Below are 16,412 nucleotides of genomic sequence, written 5' to 3' on the forward strand. Positions count from 1 at the left end.
CGGCACCGCTCGACAGAACGGCGCCAGCGCCCCTCAAATCAGCCGAAGACGATCTCGTCACCCTGCACCTTCGCTGAGATGTTTGTGCCAGGCTCGAAGGTGCCAGACAGAATCTGCTGCGCCAGCGGATTCTCGATCCAGCGCTGAATGGCTCGTTTCAATGGCCGAGCACCGTAGACCGGGTCGTAACCCACCGCGACCAGCTTATCCAACGCCTCGTCACTCAGCTCCAGACTCAGTTCCCGCTCTGCCAAGCGCTGCCGCAGTCGGCTTAGCTGGATGCGAGCGATTCCAGCGATCTGATCGCGGGCGAGCGGATCGAAGACCACCACCTCGTCGATACGGTTGATGAACTCTGGCCGGAAGTGATGGCTCACAGCGTCCATTACAGCGGCACGCTGCGCATCAGGATCGCCTACCAGCTCTTGGATCTGGGTAGATCCAAGGTTTGAGGTCATTACGATCACGGTGTTGCGAAAATCCACGGTTCGCCCATGGCTGTCGGTCAGACGACCATCTTCCAGAACCTGCAGCAGAATATTGAAGACATCAGGATGCGCCTTCTCGACCTCATCGAGCAGAACAACCGAATAGGGTTTACGACGCACAGCCTCAGTCAGATAGCCACCTTCTTCATAACCTACATAGCCCGGCGGGGCTCCGATCAGGCGCGCAACCGAGTGCTTCTCCATGAATTCCGACATATCTATGCGGATCATCGCCTCTTCAGTGTCGAAGAGGAACTCGGCCAAGGCCTTGCACAGCTCAGTCTTGCCTACCCCAGTCGGGCCAAGGAACAGGAAGGAGCCGCTCGGACGATTCGGGTCGGCCAAACCGGCCCGCGAGCGGCGAACCGCATTGGCCACCGATACAACCGCCTCGTGCTGCCCAATCACGCGCTGATGCAGCAGGTCTTCCATCTTCAGCAGTTTTTCGCGCTCCCCTTCAAGCATTTTCGACACCGGGATACCCGTCCACTTCGAGACGACTTCGGCGATCTCCTCATCAGTTACCTTGTTACGCAGCAGCTGGTTCTCGGTCTTGCCGTGCTGATCAACCATCTGCAAACTGCGTTCGAGATCGGGGATAACGCCGTATTGCAATTCAGCCATACGCGCCAGGTCGCCCTTGCGTCGCGCAGCTTCCAGATCGGCCTTAGCCTGCTCGATCTTCTGCTGCATTTGGGCTGAGCCCTGCACTTCGGCCTTTTCAGACTTCCAGATTTCCTCCAGATCCGCGTATTCGCGCTCCAGCTTGACGATTTCCTCGTCGAGCTTGGCCAGACGCTTCTTGGTGGCTTCGTCGTCCTCGTTCTTCAGCGCTTCGCGCTCGATCTTCAGCTGGATCAGACGCCGATCAAGACGATCAAGCTCCTCTGGTTTGGAGTCGATCTCCATGCGGATTCGGCTGGCCGCTTCGTCAATGAGATCGATGGCTTTGTCCGGCAGTTGGCGGTCGGTGATGTAGCGGTGCGACAGCTTCGCTGCCGCAATGATCGCGCCGTCGGTGATAGACACGCCATGGTGCACCTCGTAGCGCTCTTTCAAGCCACGCAGAATGGCGATGGTGTCCTCCTCGCTCGGCTCATCGACTTGCACACGCTGAAAACGACGCTCTAAAGCGGCATCCTTCTCAATGTACTGGCGGTACTCATCAAGAGTGGTTGCCCCAACGCAATGCAGCTCACCACGCGCAAGCGCAGGCTTGAGCATGTTGCCGGCATCCATCGCGCCTTCCGCCTTGCCGGCACCAACCATGGTGTGCAGCTCGTCAATAAACAGAATGACGCGACCTTCCTGTTTGCCGAGCTCGTTGAGGACTGCCTTCAGCCGCTCTTCGAACTCGCCGCGGAATTTGGCCCCCGCGATAAGTGAGCCCATGTCCAGTGCGAGCAAGCGCTTATCCTTGAGGCCGTCTGGCACCTCGCCATTAACGATACGCTGCGCCAACCCCTCAACGATGGCGGTCTTGCCCACGCCCGGCTCGCCAATCAGCACCGGGTTGTTCTTGGTGCGCCGCTGCAGCACTTGGATGGTCCGGCGAATTTCATCATCGCGGCCGATCACCGGGTCGAGCTTGCCGTCCTCGGCACGCTTGGTCATGTCCACGGTGTACTTGTCCAAGGCCTGCCGGGACTCTTCGGCGTTCGGGTCATTGACGGCCTCGCCACCTCTCAAGTTGCTGATCGCGTTTTCCAGAGCCTTTTTGCTGACGCCCTGCTCGAGCAATAGCTTGCCCAGCCGGGTGCTACCCTCCAGCGCAGCGAGCAACACCAGCTCGCTGGAGATGTATTGGTCACCCTTCTGCTGTGCAAGGCGGTCGGCCTGGTTTAACAGGCGCGCCAAGTCCTGAGACATGTTCATGTCTCCGGTCGGATTTTGCAGCTTCGGCAGCTGATCGAGCTCCTTGGTCAATGCCTGGCGCAATCCATTGATGTCGAAACCCACCTGCATCAGCAGTGGCTTGATCGAACCGCCCTGTTGCTCGAGCAGCGCCTGCATCAGATGCAAGGGCTCAATGGACGAGTGGTCAAAGCCAACGGCAATGGATTGGGCATCGGAAAGGGCAAGTTGAAGCTTGCTGGTCAAACGATCGATACGCATGTAATCACCTTTCTAGGTAAAGCAGGCCGTGCACTAAAACGCACTCCGAACGAAAGCCTGCGAGATGAACCTTAGATAAGGCTGATTGTTGGAGATTCAAGCCGCACGACCTTGACGCAGGTCAGCCCAGTGGCGTAAAGCGGGTCAGGGGCTAAAGGCCAGGAACAGCCGAACGGCCGCTCAGATGAGCCAGATCAGGCTGGCAAAGCGTCCTGTACGGGCGGCACGGCGATAGGAGTAGAAACGAGGATCGCTGACGGTACAGAAACCGCCGCCGTAGACTGCTGTCACGCCGCAAGCAGCCAGACGGATTCGGGCAAGCTGGTAGATATCCGCCATGAAGCGATCCGCGCGATGGCTGGGCGCAAAGGCTTCGGAACTTTCCGGGTAGCCAGAGATGAATGCATCTCTGACTTCGCCGCCCACCTCGAACGCCGCAGGCCCTATTGCCGGACCTAGCCAGGCAATCACGTGCGACCCCGGAACTGCCATAGCCGCCACGGTGGCCTCCAGCACGCCGCCGACCAGACCGCGCCATCCCGCGTGCGCAGCCGCAACACGGCTGCCGTCGACGTCGCAGAGCAATACCGGTAGGCAATCCGCAGTCAACACCGCACAGGCAACCCCCGCCTCACCCGTCCAGCTGGCATCGGCGGTTGGGCAATTACGCGGATCGGCCTCAACGGCAATACTCGAATGGATCTGGCTCATCCAGGCCAGCTCGCAGCCGAGCAGCTGCCGCACGCGCTGTCGATTCGCCGACACCCGCTCGGGCGCATCGCCAACATGATCCCCCAGGTTGAAGCCATCAAACGGAGCCTGGCTCACACCTCCGCGGCGCGTGGTGACGCAAGCCCTCACGCGCGCAGGCACCGGCCAGTCGGGACGGATCCAGTCCTCTGGCCAACCCGTCATCCGCTAAACGCCTCGCGGTCCTGCTGCAACAGCGTAAGCAGCCAGACGAAATCGTCCGGCAGTGGCGACTCCCATTTCAACCGCTCGCCGCTGACTGGATGGTTCAACTCGAGAAAGCGTGCATGCAATGCCTGCCGCGGAAAATCTTTCAGCGTTTGCACCATGGTCGGGTTAGCGGCAGGCGGGATCCGAAAACGCCCGCTATAAAGTGGATCACCCACCAGCGGATAGCCAATGTGTGTCATATGCACACGGATCTGGTGAGTTCGCCCGGTTTCAAGCTTGACCCGGACGTGCGTATGCGACCGGAAGCGCTCAAGTACCCGATAGTGACTCACGGCAGGCTTGCCGCCCTCCACCACAGCCATGCGCTGACGCTGCTGACCATGACGCCCAATGGCGGCATTGACAGTCCCGCCAGTGATGATCACGCCGATAACGATGGCCTCGTAGATGCGACTGACAGTGCGTGCCTGCAACTGCTCGACCAGGCGCGTCTGCGCCTGCAGGGTCTTGGCCACCACCATCAGCCCGGTGGTGTCCTTGTCCAGGCGATGCACGATGCCGGCACGCGGCACGTTGATCAAATCTGGAACATGATGCAACAAGGCGTTGAGCAAGGTGCCATCGGCGTGTCCCGCAGCAGGATGCACTACCAACCCGGACGGCTTGTTCAGTACCAGAATGTGCTCGTCTTCGAAAACGATATCCAGTGGAATGTCCTGAGCCACCCACTCGCCCTGGGCCTGCTGCTCGGCGGAAAGCTCAAGGATGGCACCCGCATGTACTGTGTCGCGGGGGCGCAAGACAGCGCCGTCGACCGTGAGCTGCCCCTCCTTGATCCAGGCCGCAAGACGCGATCGGGAATGCTCGGAGAACAGTTGTGCCGCGACCTGATCGAGGCGCTGCCCGCCGAGGTCGAATGGCACCTCGGCACGGAGATGAATGGCCTGGGTGGTGATCGTGGACATAATTAAGGGCGCTTCAATAGTTGGAAAGGCAACCGCGCGGTTCGGCCGGTTGCGACAGGCGATGAGCCGGCACATGAGTAAGGGGGATGTGACCTGATCGGCAGGCAGGACGCTTGTGGGCAGATCCTAAGCCTGAGCAGTCCTTCGACAGCGGCACGGGTGCAGCCTTTGGTTTCAGCAACACGCTTGTGTTTAAATACCGCGTCTTTGTCCCGGCCAGCCGGGGCGCCCATCATAACAGGACGGCTCAGCGCAAGACAGCCAGCCGTCACAGGGACGCAAGCCGCCATGCAAGTGAAACACCTGCTGCTGATCGCCATTTTCGCCCTTACCGCTGCCTGTTCGTCCAACGAAACCATCAGTGAAAACCTCGGCGAAGCGGAACTGTACCGGCAGGCACAAGCCGACCTGGACAATAAGAGCTTCACCAGCGCAATCAACAAGCTGAAGGCATTGGAATCCCGCTATCCGTTCGGCCGCTTCGCCGAACAGGCGCAGCTTGAGCTGATCTACGCTTATTACCGCAACACCGAGCCGGAAGCCGCTCGCTCCTCGGCCGAACGGTTCATCCGGCTTCATCCGCAGCATCCGAGCGTGGACTATGCCTACTACCTGAAGGGTCTGGCGTCTTTCGATCAGGACCGCGGTCTGCTGGCGCGTTTCCTGCCGCTGGACATGACCAAGCGTGACCCGGGAGCTGCACGTGACTCTTTCAACGAATTTGCCCAGCTGACCACACGTTTTCCAAACAGCCGTTACTCCCCGGATGCCAAGGCTCGGATGGTTTACTTGCGTAACCTGCTGGCCGCGAATGAAATCCATGTTGCTGACTATTACCTGCGTCGCCAGGCCTACGTAGCGGCCGCCAACCGTGGTCGCTATGTTGTAGAAAACTTCCAGGGTACGCCCGCGGTCGGCGATGGTTTGGCCGTCATGACCGAAGCCTATCAGCGCCTTGGTCTCGAGGAGCTCGCTGGCACCAGCCTGGAAACGCTCAAACTCAACTACCCGCAACACCCCAGCCTGGAAGACGGTGAATTCGTGCCAAGCCAGGAAGAGGCCGATAACCGCAGCTGGTTGTCCCGCGCCACACTTGGCCTGATCGATACTGAAAACAAAGCCCCGGACCGCTCGCAATCCAACCGTGACGTGGTGCGTCAGTACGAGAGTGCCGCCCAAGACCTGCCGGATGAACTGCGCCCAGTGTTGAGGGAAGCAGAAACCGAAGCCGCAAAAGAAGAGCAAGGCGAAGACCGCTCCTGGTGGAGCTATATGACCTTTGGCCTGTTCGACTGAGTACCCAACCGCAGCCTGCCACAACGGCGGGCCCGCACGGCTTAGCCAGGAATTAGAGATATGGGCCTGTTTCGACTGTTGTTCTGGATCATCCTGATCGCGGCGGCGTTCTGGCTCTGGCGCCGTCTGACCAGCAAGCCCACGGCCTCTGATAAGCCGAAAGAGACCACCGTCATGACCGTCCGCTGTGTTCAATGCGGCGTACACCTGCCACGCGAGCAAGCGCTGCAGAGTCATGACCGGTGGTATTGCAGCCAGGCGCATCTGGAACAGGACAACAAGTCGGGTGGGAACTGAACGCCTGACGTTTTTCGGTTACACGGGCCGACGAATCCTTCGGCTCTATCATCTCTATCGCGTCGTAATCGGCTTGGTGCTGGTTCTGCTCATCAGCAGCGACCTGCACAACGACCTGATGCGGATGATCAACCCGGCGGCGTTCTACTATGGCGCCTGGCTCTATCTGATTCTCAACATTTTTGCCGCCGTACTGCTGCAGAACCCGAAGCGGGAACTGCCGGTGCTGGCGCTCGCGCTGGTGGACGTCACCCTGCTGGCCGCGCTGTTCTACTTCGCGGGCGGTACGCCAAGTGGTATCGGTAACCTGCTGATCGTAGCGGTAGCCATCGCCAATATCTTGCTGCACGGCCGCGTCGGCTTTTTCATCGCTGCAGTCGCCGCCACCGGACTCATCTATCTGACGTTCTACCTCAGCCTAAGCGACAGCGCGGCGAGCGGTCAGTATGTTCAGGCCGCCGCGCTTGGCACGCTGTGCTTCGCTGCGGCGCTACTGGTACAGGGCCTGACCAGACGACTTCAGGACAGCGAAACCCTTGCCCGCCAGCGCGCCGAAGAGGTCGCCAATCTTGAAGCCTTAAATGCTCAGATTCTGCAGCGCATGCGCACTGGCATCCTCGTCCTCGATGCACAGGAGCGTGTGCTGCTTGCCAATCAGGGAGCCCTCGAACTGCTCGGACAAGAGGCCCTGACGGGCGAACGGCTAGGGCCACGCTGCCCGGAAGTTATTCGCGGCCTGCAACGCTGGCGTGACAACCCCACCCTGCGGCCGAGTAACTTCAAGGCCACGCCCGACGGCGCGACCCTGCAGCCGAGCTTCGCCACGCTGCAGCATGGCGTGAAGCAGGACACGCTAGTGTTTCTCGAAGACATTTCTCAGATCGCGCAAAAGGCTCAGCAGCTCAAACTCGCGTCGCTTGGCCGACTGACCGCCAGCATTGCTCACGAAATTCGCAACCCGCTCGGCGCCATCAGTCATGCGGCGCAGTTGCTGCAGGAGTCGGAGGTGCTAGACGCTGCAGATCTGCGCCTTACCCAGATCATTCAGGATCATTCGCGGCGCATGAACCTGGTCATTGAAAATGTGCTGCAGCTGTCGCGGCGGCGCCAGGCTGAGCCCCAGCTGCTTGATCTGAAATACTGGGTGCATCGATTTGCCAGCGAATTTCGCCAGACGCTGCCGCCTCAGCAAATTGTCCACGTGGAGACTCAGGGTAGCTCGCTGCAGACCCGCATGGATCCGAACCAGTTGATTCAAGTACTGACCAACCTGGTACAGAACGGCCTGCGCTACAGTGGACAAAAGCACGGCCAAGCACAGGTGTGGCTGAAAGTCTTCAGGGACGAGGCCAGTGATCTGCCCGTGCTTGAAGTGCTTGACGATGGCGCAGGGGTACCGACCGAGCAGGTACAGAACATCTTCGAGCCGTTCTTCACCACAGAAAACAAGGGCACGGGCCTTGGGCTGTATATCTCCCGAGAGCTTTGCGAAAGCAATCAGGCACGGCTGGATTACCGTGAGCGAGACGAGGGCGGAAGCTGCTTTCGCATCGTCTTTGCGCACCCACGCAAGCTGAGCTGAGGCGCGTTAAGACGCAACGGGTCACACATCAGCCATGCGGCGGTACAAGGCTGACCCTGTGGCGTTAACATTGCGCATCCCGCTTCTTCTTTTTAAAGACCGAGACCATGACCGCCCGCCAGAAAGCGCTGATCATCGATGACGAGCCCGATATCCGTGAACTCCTGGAGATCACCCTCGGACGCATGAAGCTGGACACCCGCAGCGCGCGCAACCTCAAGGAGGCCCGCGAGTGCCTGGCGCGCGAGCACTACGATCTGTGCCTCACCGATATGCGGCTGCCCGATGGATGCGGCTTGGAGCTGGTGCAGTTCATTCAGCAACAATACCCGCAGCTGCCCGTGGCGATGATCACCGCTTACGGCAGCCTTGACACCGCCATCGGCGCGCTCAAGGCCGGCGCTTTTGATTTCCTTACCAAACCGGTGGACCTCGGTCGCCTCCGCGAACTGGTCAATACGGCCCTGCGCCTGCGTACACCTAACCCCAACGAGCTGACGGTCGACAGTCGCCTGCTTGGCGCCTCGCCGCCGATGAACCTGTTGCGCAAGCAGATCGGCAAACTGGCGCGCAGCCAGGCCCCTGTCTATATCAGCGGCGAGTCGGGTAGCGGCAAGGAGCTGGTTGCGCGGCTGATTCACGAACAAGGGCCGCGACATGAACAACCCTTCGTTCCAGTCAACTGCGGGGCGATCCCGTCAGAGCTGATGGAGAGCGAGTTCTTCGGGCACAAGAAGGGCAGTTTCACCGGCGCGATGGAAGACAAACCGGGCCTGTTCCAAGCAGCCAATGGCGGCACATTGTTTCTCGACGAAGTCGCCGATCTGCCGCTGCCGATGCAGGTGAAACTGCTGCGCGCCATCCAGGAAAAGGCCGTGCGCGCGGTTGGCGGCGCCAAGGAAGTCGTGGTCGATGTGCGCATTCTGTGCGCCACCCACAAGGACCTAGCCAGCGAAGTCGCCGCGGGCCGCTTTCGTCAGGACCTGTACTATCGGCTTAATGTCATCGAATTGCGCGTGCCGCCCCTACGCGAGCGCCGCGAGGATATCGCCCAGCTGGCTGAAGTAATGCTTCGCCGTCTCGCCCAGGAATGCGGAGAGACACAGGCCAGACTGCAACCCGACGCACTGGCAAAACTGCAGAGCTACCGCTTTCCCGGCAACGTACGTGAGCTGGAAAACATGCTTGAACGCGCTTACACGCTCTGTGAAGGCGAGGAGATCAAGCCTAGCGACCTGCGCTTGTCCGACGCTCCGGGCATGCCCGAGAACGGCGAAGCAAGTCTGGCCCAGATCGACAATCTCGAAGACCATCTCGAAGAGGTCGAACGCAAGCTGATCATGCAGGCACTGGAAGAAACCCGCTGGAACCGCACAGCGGCTGCCCAACGGCTGGGGCTGTCGTTCCGCTCCATGCGGTATCGGCTGAAGAAGCTGGGGCTGGACTGAGCATACAAACCGCGACCCCTAAGGATCGCGGAGCGCCCGTTACCCCTGCGACAGCAGATTACGCAGGTCGATGACCGCCGCGTTCGCACGCGAAATATAATTCGCCATCACCAGAGAGTGGTTGGCCAGGACGCCGTAGCCGCTACCGTTGAGCACCATTGGGCTCCATAGTGGTTCCTGCGCAGCTTCCAGCTCGCGGATGATCTGCCTGACGCTGATCGCCGCGTTCTTTTTCGCCAACACATCGGCAAAATCCACTTCAATAGCGCGCAGCAGATGCGACAAGGCCCACGCCTGCCCTCGTGCTTCATAGAACACGTTATCGATCTGCATCCAGGACGTCTCGACGCGCTCTTCTTCCACCACCTGCCTCGCGCCTTCGCGCTCAAGCTCCGGCGCAACCTGGCCATCCAGACGGACACGACCAACGCTGGCCGACAGCCGCTGGGACAAAGATCCCAGTCGAGTCCCAACATCTCCGAGCCAGTTATTCAGGTTGTCAGCGCGAGAATAGAACTGGGCTTTGGATGCCGGGTCGCTCAGGCGTACCAGGTAACGATTCAGATAACGGATCCCGTTACGGTATTCCGATTCGCTCGCCGGCAGAGCCCAGCTGCGATTGTCAAAGTTGAACAGCGGTTCAGCTTTGGACAAATCAGGGTCTTCCGTCGACTGGGATTGCGAGCGCGCAAAGTCCTTGCGCAGAGCGCGGCTGAGATCGCGAACCTGAACCAGCACGCCATATTCCCAGCTCGGCATGTTGTCCAGCCACAGGCCGGGCGGGGCAATGTCATTACTCAGATAGCCACCTGGCTTGTCGAGCAAGGTGCCGGCTACCTGCTTAAGGGTTTCAACTGTGGTGTAGCCGTTGACGATCTGCTGCTGCGAGGTTTCAGCGGCTTGCCGCACATTCTGTTGTACCGGGAATCGGTCAGGCTCGGAGCTCCAGTACCACCCGACCAAAAGCGCTACGAGCAAGTACAGCCCGATCAGAACAGCAAGCCCCAGCAGTAGCGGATTGCGAGTCGCCCCATCCGCTCTGGCTGAATTTCCCGATAGGCCGAGGCGGCCGAAGCGATTCTTCCAATCCAACATGGGCGTCTGTCCTTCTCTTCATAAATTCAAAGATTCGATCGCCGGTCACGCGAAGCGTGCGGCATGTGAACCACTATAACGCAGCCGGTTGAAAGCAAGCCTCATAATGAGAACCAGGCCGCCTATCCAGGACCTTTGCTAACAACTGATAGGTGGTAGCATTGAGCCACCACAGTGGCCTCTGAGAGCACTGCCGCAGCGGGCCAGGGAACCGGACATGTCGGACCAGGAAGAACTTAAACAGCACTTCGCCCAACGGGTCATCCATCAGGCTCGGGAGGTGCTCGAAGTCTGGCAGCAATTGCAACGTAGCGAATGGAATGACGCTTACCGGTCTGCGCTGGCTGATGCCAATCAGCGCTTACGAAAATTTGCCGAGCGCTTCGAGCAAACCGAACACCGACTGCTCGCGCTTGGCATCGAAGATTGCCTAGGCGACATCCGTGACAACCGCGGAAGACTGTCTAGCGACACTATCGCTACCCTCAGCCAACTGGTCTACCGTCTTGCACGCACAGGGCTGCGCCATGGCGATCCGCGAGGGCAGTCCGCCTACGTGCCGCCGCTGAGCAAACCCGTTTACATCGCGCTGGAAGATCACGAACGCGCCCAGCACGTGGTTCGCCAACTCGAATTCTTCAGCATGAATGCGCAGGCCTTTGCCAGTGATGGCCAATTCCGCGCAGCGATGCATGAGCGGCACCCGGCGGCGATCGTCATGGATGTCGACTTTAACGGTCCCGGAGAAGGCTTGCGGCTCGCTGAGCGTATCCAGCAAGGGCTGGAAGAGAAGCTGCCGCTGATTTTCTTCAGTCATAAGGAAACCGACACACCGATGCGGCTGGCCGCCGTGCGCGCCGGAGGGCTGGAGTTCTTCACAGGCACCATCGATGCGTCGTGCCTTCTGGAAAAAATCGAAATTTTCACCCGCACAGCACACTACGAACCCTTCCGAGTCCTGATCATCGACGACTCGCGAGCTCAGGCGACGCACACCGAAAGGGTATTGAACAACGCGGGGATCATCACCCAGACCCTCAATGAGCCGATCCAAGCGATCAACTACCTGGCTGAATTTCAGCCAGATCTGATCATCCTCGACATGTACATGCCCGAGTGCATGGGTACTGAACTGGCCAAAGTTATCCGGCAGCATGAGCGCTACGTCAGCGTACCCATCATTTATCTCTCGGCCGAAGACGACCTCGACAAGCAGCTCGACGCCATGAACGAAGGCGGCGATGATTTTCTGACCAAACCGATCAAACCCAGCCATCTGATTGCCACGGTTCGCACCCGCGCTGAGCGGGCCCGCAGCTTGAAAGCCAGGATAGTCCGAGACAGCCTGACCGGCCTTTATAACCATACACACAGTTTGCAACTGCTCGAAGATGCCAGCTCGCGCGCCCGCCGCGACGGGCAACCGTTATGTTTTGCGATGATCGACATCGACCATTTCAAGAAGGTTAATGACACCTATGGCCATCCAATGGGAGACCGGGTGATCAAGAGCCTCGCCCTGTTTCTCAAGCAACGGCTGCGCAAGACCGATCATATCGGCCGATATGGTGGTGAGGAATTTGCGGTAGTCATGCCCGACACCACCGCGCAGAACGCCGCGAAGGTGTTGGACGAAATACGCGAACGCTTCTCCGAAATCCGCTACCCGGCCCAGCCAGTCGACCTGTCCTGCACGTTCAGCTGCGGCATTGCCGAGCTCACCCCGGGCGCGGATATCAAATCATTGACTCAGCAGGCAGACGAAGCGCTATACAACGCCAAGCATGCTGGACGAAACCGAGTGGACAGGTTCCGGCCGTCACAGAACTGACATCAAACAGCCATATCTTCTAGCCTCCAGAATCCCCGGAGGCCAGGATGCGCCTGAAGTCGCTTACCACCCTGAACACCTTGCTGCTCGTCGCCATTTGCTTTGCCCTGGGCGCAACGCTTTGGTGGTCGGAGCGGGCGCTGGAGCGTCCGTATCAATTGATGGGTCAATACCTGAGTCTTTCCCAGCGTTTTCAGCATAAGGTCGCCGACAATATTCAGCGTTACCTGAGCACTGGCGACGCCCTACGACACAAGGCCGCCCTGACTGAACTAGAGGGGCTTGCAGCAGACGTGAGCGCCCTGCCCGGCCCGTTCGCCAATCGCCTGCAGCCGAGCCTGGAGCAGCTTCACCAATTCACCGCTACGGAACTACTCGCCGCAGGCAAGCTAGCCGGCGATCCTCAAGGCCTGTTATTGCAGGCTGAGCGTGAGATAGCGGGTGTACTGGAGCAACTGCATCGCTATGCCGCGCAAGGTCAGCATGAAGTTGCCGCCCAGTATCAGCAGCCGCTATTCGAGGCGAGCCGACACCTACTTCGCCTCAGCCACGCTAGAGCCAAGCTGACGGCCAGCGGCAACGACGACTTGGCGGCCGAGGTAGAGCAAGCGCTGCAAGCAATAACGAAGGAAGCGCAAACGCTCGAAGCCCTGCCCTTGCTCGGCATTACGAGTGAGCAAAAATCCGGCGCAAGCACCTTCGCTGCGTTATTGAACCTCGACGAACAAGCCCAAGCGCAGACAGCTGAAGACCAAGGCATCGCCTTCAAGCGCGACCTCTCCAGCCTCCTGAACCGATATCCGGCAGAATTGCAACGCACCCGCGGACTGATCGAGCAACGCCTGAAACTGAGGGACAGCACCGAGCAGAAAGTTGCATCCCTACAAATGGCACTCGACGATCTGGAGCCAGAGATTCGCGCAGAACATGGCCGTATCCAAGCAGAAGTACGGCTGATGCAAAGCACCATCATCGCGTTGATTCTATTGGTAGCATTTGCCATTGATCGTTTGCAGCGCCAACTGACACGCTCGCTGGGGCACCTGGCTCCGGCACTCTCCGCCTGGGCCGGCGGTGATTTCGAAAAACCTATCGATATCCGCTCCAAAACGCCTGAACTGGTGGAAATCGGCACGTCGCTCAACCAGCTACGCAGCTACCTGCTCACACTTGTCGGCACGCTGCGCCAACACGCACAAGAGGTAACCGGCAATAGTCGGAGCCTCGCGCAAATGAGCAATGACCTGCACCAAGGCGCCAGCCGCCAGAGCAGCGACACTGCGCAGATCCGGGACGCGCTGGGTGAATTGGAAGCCACCATTCAGGATGTCGCTACCAGCGCAGACCAGACGGCCAAGGCCGGCCGCGCTGCAGGCCAGGCCGTGACCCAGGGACAGCAGGTCATCGGCAGTAGCCTGACCGGACTGCACGGTCTGGTTAGCGAAGTGCAAAGCAACGCCTTGGCCATCGAACGCCTAGCCGACGAAACTGGAACGATTGGCAAGGTGCTGACCGTCATTCGCTCAATCGCAGAGCAAACCAATCTGCTTGCATTGAATGCAGCGATCGAGGCTGCAAGAGCTGGCGAACAGGGGCGTGGCTTCGCCGTCGTCGCTGACGAGGTACGTACCCTGGCGCAACGCACCAGTGGTGCCACTGAGGAAATCCAGCTGCTGATCGGGAGCTTGCAGACCGCTGCACATCAATCGGTCCAAGCCATGCGCATTCAGGTTAATCACGCCGAAGAGACCGCCTACCTGGCCGAGACGGCGGATTCAGCGCTGAATCAGATTGTGATCACCATCGGATCCATTGAGCAGATGGCCGCACAGATCGCGCTAGCCACCGCGCAGCAGAGCGAAGCGGTCAGCGAAATCCGTGGCCACAGCGAACGTATTCATCAGCTCGGGGATAGCAACCTGACGCATATCAGCCGGGGGCGCGAGCAGAGTGAACAGATGCTGCTCCTGGCCAGCGAGCTGAACCAGGCGACACTCGCGTTTAAAGGCTGAACGCAGTCGGATTGGCACTCTGGCGCCTCAGATGGATGCCGGTTATGACTTAACGAGGAACAGCGGGACGCTGGGACGGCTTACGCCCCTTTCCGCTAGGCTTGCCGCCACCGGCTGCAGCCTTACGCCGCGCTTCGGCTGCCGCTTTGGCCTCTTCACGCTTGTCCCATGCATTGCCATCGTGGCTGCGCGGAGGCAAACCGCTGTGCTGGGTGAGAATCTTGCCGCCCTGCCCGGCCTTCTTGCTGCCCACCGGGGTCGAATTCTTGCGTCGGGCGCTCTGGTAGCCTTCGGTCGCAGGTTGGTGAGCCGGGATCAGCTGATTCTTACCACTGCCGATCAGGTCGGCGCGGCCCATCCGCTGCAAGGCTTCGCGCAGCATCGGCCAGCCCTTGGGGTCGTGATAGCGCAGGAAGGCCTTGTGCAGGCGACGCTGTTCCTCACTTTTGACGATTGGCACGCCTTCGCTCTTGTAGGTGACTTTGCGCAGTGGGTTCTTGCCGCTGTGGTACATCGCCGTGGCGCTCGCCATGGGCGACGGGTAGAACGCCTGAACCTGGTCGGCGCGGAAACCATTCGCTTTCAGCCACAGCGCGAGGTTCATCATGTCCTCGTCGGTGGTGCCTGGGTGTGCGGCGATGAAGTACGGAATCAGGTACTGCTCCTTGCCCGCCTCCTTCGAGTACTTGTCGAACATCCGCTTGAACTTGTCATAGCTGCCGATCCCCGGCTTCATCATCTTGTCCAGAGGACCGCGCTCGGTATGCTCAGGCGCAATCTTCAGATAACCGCCAACGTGATGCGTAACCAGCTCTTTCACATACTCCGGCGACTCGACCGCCAGGTCGTAACGCAGCCCGGAGGCGATCAGGATTTTCTTTACGCCAGGCAAAGCACGCGCCTTGCGGTACAGCTCGATCAACGAACTGTGGTCGGTGTTGAGGTTCTCGCAGATGCCTGGATAGACGCAGGACGGCTTGCGGCAATGCTGCTCGATCTCGGGGCTCTTGCAGGCGATACGGTACATATTGGCGGTCGGCCCACCAAGGTCCGATACCACACCGGTGAAGCCCGGCAGCTTCTTCATCTCTTCGATCTCATGCAGGATCGACTCGTGTGAGCGGTTCTGGATGATCCGGCCTTCGTGCTCAGTAATGGAACAGAAGGTACAGCCACCGAAGCAACCGCGCATGATGTTCACTGAGAAGCGAATCATGTCGTAAGCGGGGATCTTCTCGCCGCCGTAGGAGGGATGCGGCACACGCGCATACGGCGAGGCGAATACGTAGTCCATCTCTTCGGTGGTCAAGGGGATCGGCGGCGGGTTCAGCCAGATGTCATGGTCGCCGTGACGCTGCACCAGAGCGCGAGCGTTGCCTGGATTGGTCTCCAGATGCAGCACACGGTTGGCGTGGGCATAGAGCGCAGGGTCGTTACGGACCTTCTCGAACGACGGAAGACGGATTACGGTTCGGTCACGCTCGATCTTCGGGCTGGGCAGAAGCTGGACGACCTTGGCCTCGTTCGGGTCCTCAATCGCCCCCTTCTCCTGCTCAATAGCGCAGGCCTGCAAATCCTGAGTGTTGACATAGGGGTTGATGATCTTGTCGACCTTGCCCGGACGATCGATACGGGTGGAGTCAATCTCGAACCAGCCTTCAGGCGCGTCACGGCGAACGAACGCCGTACCGCGCACATCGGTGATTTGCTCAACAGCCTCACCGCGCGCAAGGCGTTGCGCCACTTCGACAATGGCGCGCTCAGCGTTGCCATACAGCAGGATATCAGCCGTGGCGTCCATCAGGATCGAGCGGCGTACCTTGTCCTGCCAGTAGTCATAGTGGGCGATGCGGCGCAGCGATGCTTCGATGCCGCCAAGCACGACCGGGGTATCCGTGTAGGCTTCCTTGCAGCGCTGGCTATAGACCAGGCTCGCTCGATCCGGGCGCTTTCCGGCTTGACCGCCGGGGGTGTAGGCATCGTCCGATCGGACCTTGCGGTCAGCCGTGTAGCGATTGATCATCGAGTCCATGTTGCCGGCTGCGATGCCAAAGAACAGATTGGGCTGACCGAGTTTCATGAAATCGTCTTTGCTCTGCCAGTTTGGCTGGCTGATGATGCCCACCCGAAACCCCTGGGCTTCCAGCAAGCGACCAATGATCGCCATGCCAAACGACGGATGGTCGACGTAGGCATCCCCGGTCACGATGATCACATCGCACGAATCCCAGCCGAGCTGATCCATCTCCTCCCTGCTCATCGGCAGGAACGGCGCTGGACCGAAACACTCGGCCCAGTACTTGGGATAGTCGAACAGGGGCTTGGCTGCGTGCATGGCTAGAAACCGGGGCAACGAAAACGG

Annotated in this window: 11 protein-coding genes; 6 read left to right on the plus strand and 5 right to left on the minus strand. The window is 59.7% G+C overall.

Annotation, left to right across the window (positions count from 1 at the left end):
- Positions 1–38 precede the first annotated feature (38 nt).
- The 3 genes from clpB to rluD form a co-directional block, all read right to left on the minus strand.
- A complete protein-coding gene (gene clpB / locus AAGW23_RS18740; protein ID WP_342407819.1) occupies positions 39–2,603 on the minus strand; it encodes an ATP-dependent chaperone ClpB in 2,565 nt (854 codons plus the stop codon).
- A 180-nt stretch (positions 2,604–2,783) separates the two neighbouring features.
- Positions 2,784–3,518 carry a peptidoglycan editing factor PgeF gene (gene pgeF, locus AAGW23_RS18745; protein ID WP_342407820.1) on the minus strand — a complete coding sequence of 245 codons (735 nt, stop codon included), beginning with the start codon at positions 3,516–3,518 and terminating at the stop codon, positions 2,784–2,786.
- Positions 3,515–4,489 carry a 23S rRNA pseudouridine(1911/1915/1917) synthase RluD gene (gene rluD, locus AAGW23_RS18750; RefSeq protein ID WP_342407821.1) on the minus strand — a complete coding sequence of 325 codons (975 nt, stop codon included), beginning with the start codon at positions 4,487–4,489 and terminating at the stop codon, positions 3,515–3,517. The genes pgeF and rluD overlap by 4 nt, the downstream gene beginning before the upstream one ends.
- A gap of 288 nt (positions 4,490–4,777) precedes the next feature.
- Between rluD and AAGW23_RS18755 the strand changes: the two genes are divergently transcribed.
- The 4 genes from AAGW23_RS18755 (at position 4,778) to AAGW23_RS18770 (ending at position 9,112) form a co-directional block, all read left to right on the plus strand.
- The gene (locus AAGW23_RS18755) at positions 4,778–5,785 is read left to right on the plus strand and encodes an outer membrane protein assembly factor BamD (protein WP_342407822.1); all 1,008 of its coding nucleotides are present in this window, start codon (positions 4,778–4,780) and stop codon (positions 5,783–5,785) included.
- A 60-nt stretch (positions 5,786–5,845) separates the two neighbouring features.
- The gene (locus tag AAGW23_RS18760; protein ID WP_342407823.1) at positions 5,846–6,082 is read left to right on the plus strand and encodes a PP0621 family protein; all 237 of its coding nucleotides are present in this window, start codon (positions 5,846–5,848) and stop codon (positions 6,080–6,082) included.
- The gene (locus AAGW23_RS18765; RefSeq protein WP_342407824.1) at positions 6,072–7,664 is read left to right on the plus strand and encodes a sensor histidine kinase; all 1,593 of its coding nucleotides are present in this window, start codon (positions 6,072–6,074) and stop codon (positions 7,662–7,664) included. The genes AAGW23_RS18760 and AAGW23_RS18765 overlap by 11 nt, the downstream gene beginning before the upstream one ends.
- A gap of 107 nt (positions 7,665–7,771) precedes the next feature.
- Positions 7,772–9,112 carry a sigma-54 dependent transcriptional regulator gene (locus AAGW23_RS18770; protein WP_342407825.1) on the plus strand — a complete coding sequence of 447 codons (1,341 nt, stop codon included), beginning with the start codon at positions 7,772–7,774 and terminating at the stop codon, positions 9,110–9,112.
- A 39-nt stretch (positions 9,113–9,151) separates the two neighbouring features.
- On the opposite strand, the gene AAGW23_RS18775 is transcribed toward AAGW23_RS18770, so the two are convergent.
- Positions 9,152–10,207 (minus strand): DUF2333 family protein, encoded by a 1,056-nt coding sequence (locus AAGW23_RS18775; RefSeq protein ID WP_342407826.1) that lies wholly within the window; start codon positions 10,205–10,207, stop codon positions 9,152–9,154.
- A 217-nt stretch (positions 10,208–10,424) separates the two neighbouring features.
- Here AAGW23_RS18775 and AAGW23_RS18780 point away from each other — a divergent pair, with 217 nt between their 5' ends.
- The gene (locus AAGW23_RS18780) at positions 10,425–12,038 is read left to right on the plus strand and encodes a PleD family two-component system response regulator (protein WP_342407827.1); all 1,614 of its coding nucleotides are present in this window, start codon (positions 10,425–10,427) and stop codon (positions 12,036–12,038) included.
- A gap of 47 nt (positions 12,039–12,085) precedes the next feature.
- On the plus strand, positions 12,086–14,050 hold the full coding sequence (locus AAGW23_RS18785; protein WP_342407828.1) for a methyl-accepting chemotaxis protein: 1,965 nt from the start codon (positions 12,086–12,088) through the stop codon (positions 14,048–14,050).
- 49 nt (positions 14,051–14,099) lie between these two features.
- Here the strand turns inward: AAGW23_RS18785 and AAGW23_RS18790 are convergent, their stop codons facing one another.
- Complete coding sequence (locus tag AAGW23_RS18790) at positions 14,100–16,385, minus strand: YgiQ family radical SAM protein (protein WP_342407829.1); 2,286 nt, start codon at positions 16,383–16,385, stop codon at positions 14,100–14,102.
- Positions 16,386–16,412: the final 27 nt, after the last annotated feature.

It is taken from the genome of Stutzerimonas chloritidismutans, from assembly GCF_038562055.1.
Lineage (GTDB): Bacteria > Pseudomonadota > Gammaproteobacteria > Pseudomonadales > Pseudomonadaceae > Stutzerimonas > Stutzerimonas chloritidismutans_A.

Excerpts from the sequence above, each read along its gene's own strand:
- AAGW23_RS18790 (WP_342407829.1), bottom strand. The coding sequence starts at position 16,385 with ATGCACGCAGCCAAGCCCCTGTTCGACTATCCCAAGTACTGGGCCGAG.
- rluD (WP_342407821.1), bottom strand. The coding sequence starts at position 4,489 with ATGTCCACGATCACCACCCAGGCCATTCATCTCCGTGCCGAGGTGCCA.
- AAGW23_RS18785 (WP_342407828.1), top strand. The coding sequence starts at position 12,086 with ATGCGCCTGAAGTCGCTTACCACCCTGAACACCTTGCTGCTCGTCGCC.
- AAGW23_RS18770 (WP_342407825.1), top strand. The coding sequence starts at position 7,772 with ATGACCGCCCGCCAGAAAGCGCTGATCATCGATGACGAGCCCGATATC.
- AAGW23_RS18755 (WP_342407822.1), top strand. The coding sequence starts at position 4,778 with ATGCAAGTGAAACACCTGCTGCTGATCGCCATTTTCGCCCTTACCGCT.
- AAGW23_RS18760 (WP_342407823.1), top strand. The coding sequence starts at position 5,846 with ATGGGCCTGTTTCGACTGTTGTTCTGGATCATCCTGATCGCGGCGGCG.
- clpB (WP_342407819.1), bottom strand. The coding sequence starts at position 2,603 with ATGCGTATCGATCGTTTGACCAGCAAGCTTCAACTTGCCCTTTCCGAT.
- pgeF (WP_342407820.1), bottom strand. The coding sequence starts at position 3,518 with ATGACGGGTTGGCCAGAGGACTGGATCCGTCCCGACTGGCCGGTGCCT.
- AAGW23_RS18780 (WP_342407827.1), top strand. The coding sequence starts at position 10,425 with ATGTCGGACCAGGAAGAACTTAAACAGCACTTCGCCCAACGGGTCATC.
- AAGW23_RS18775 (WP_342407826.1), bottom strand. The coding sequence starts at position 10,207 with ATGTTGGATTGGAAGAATCGCTTCGGCCGCCTCGGCCTATCGGGAAAT.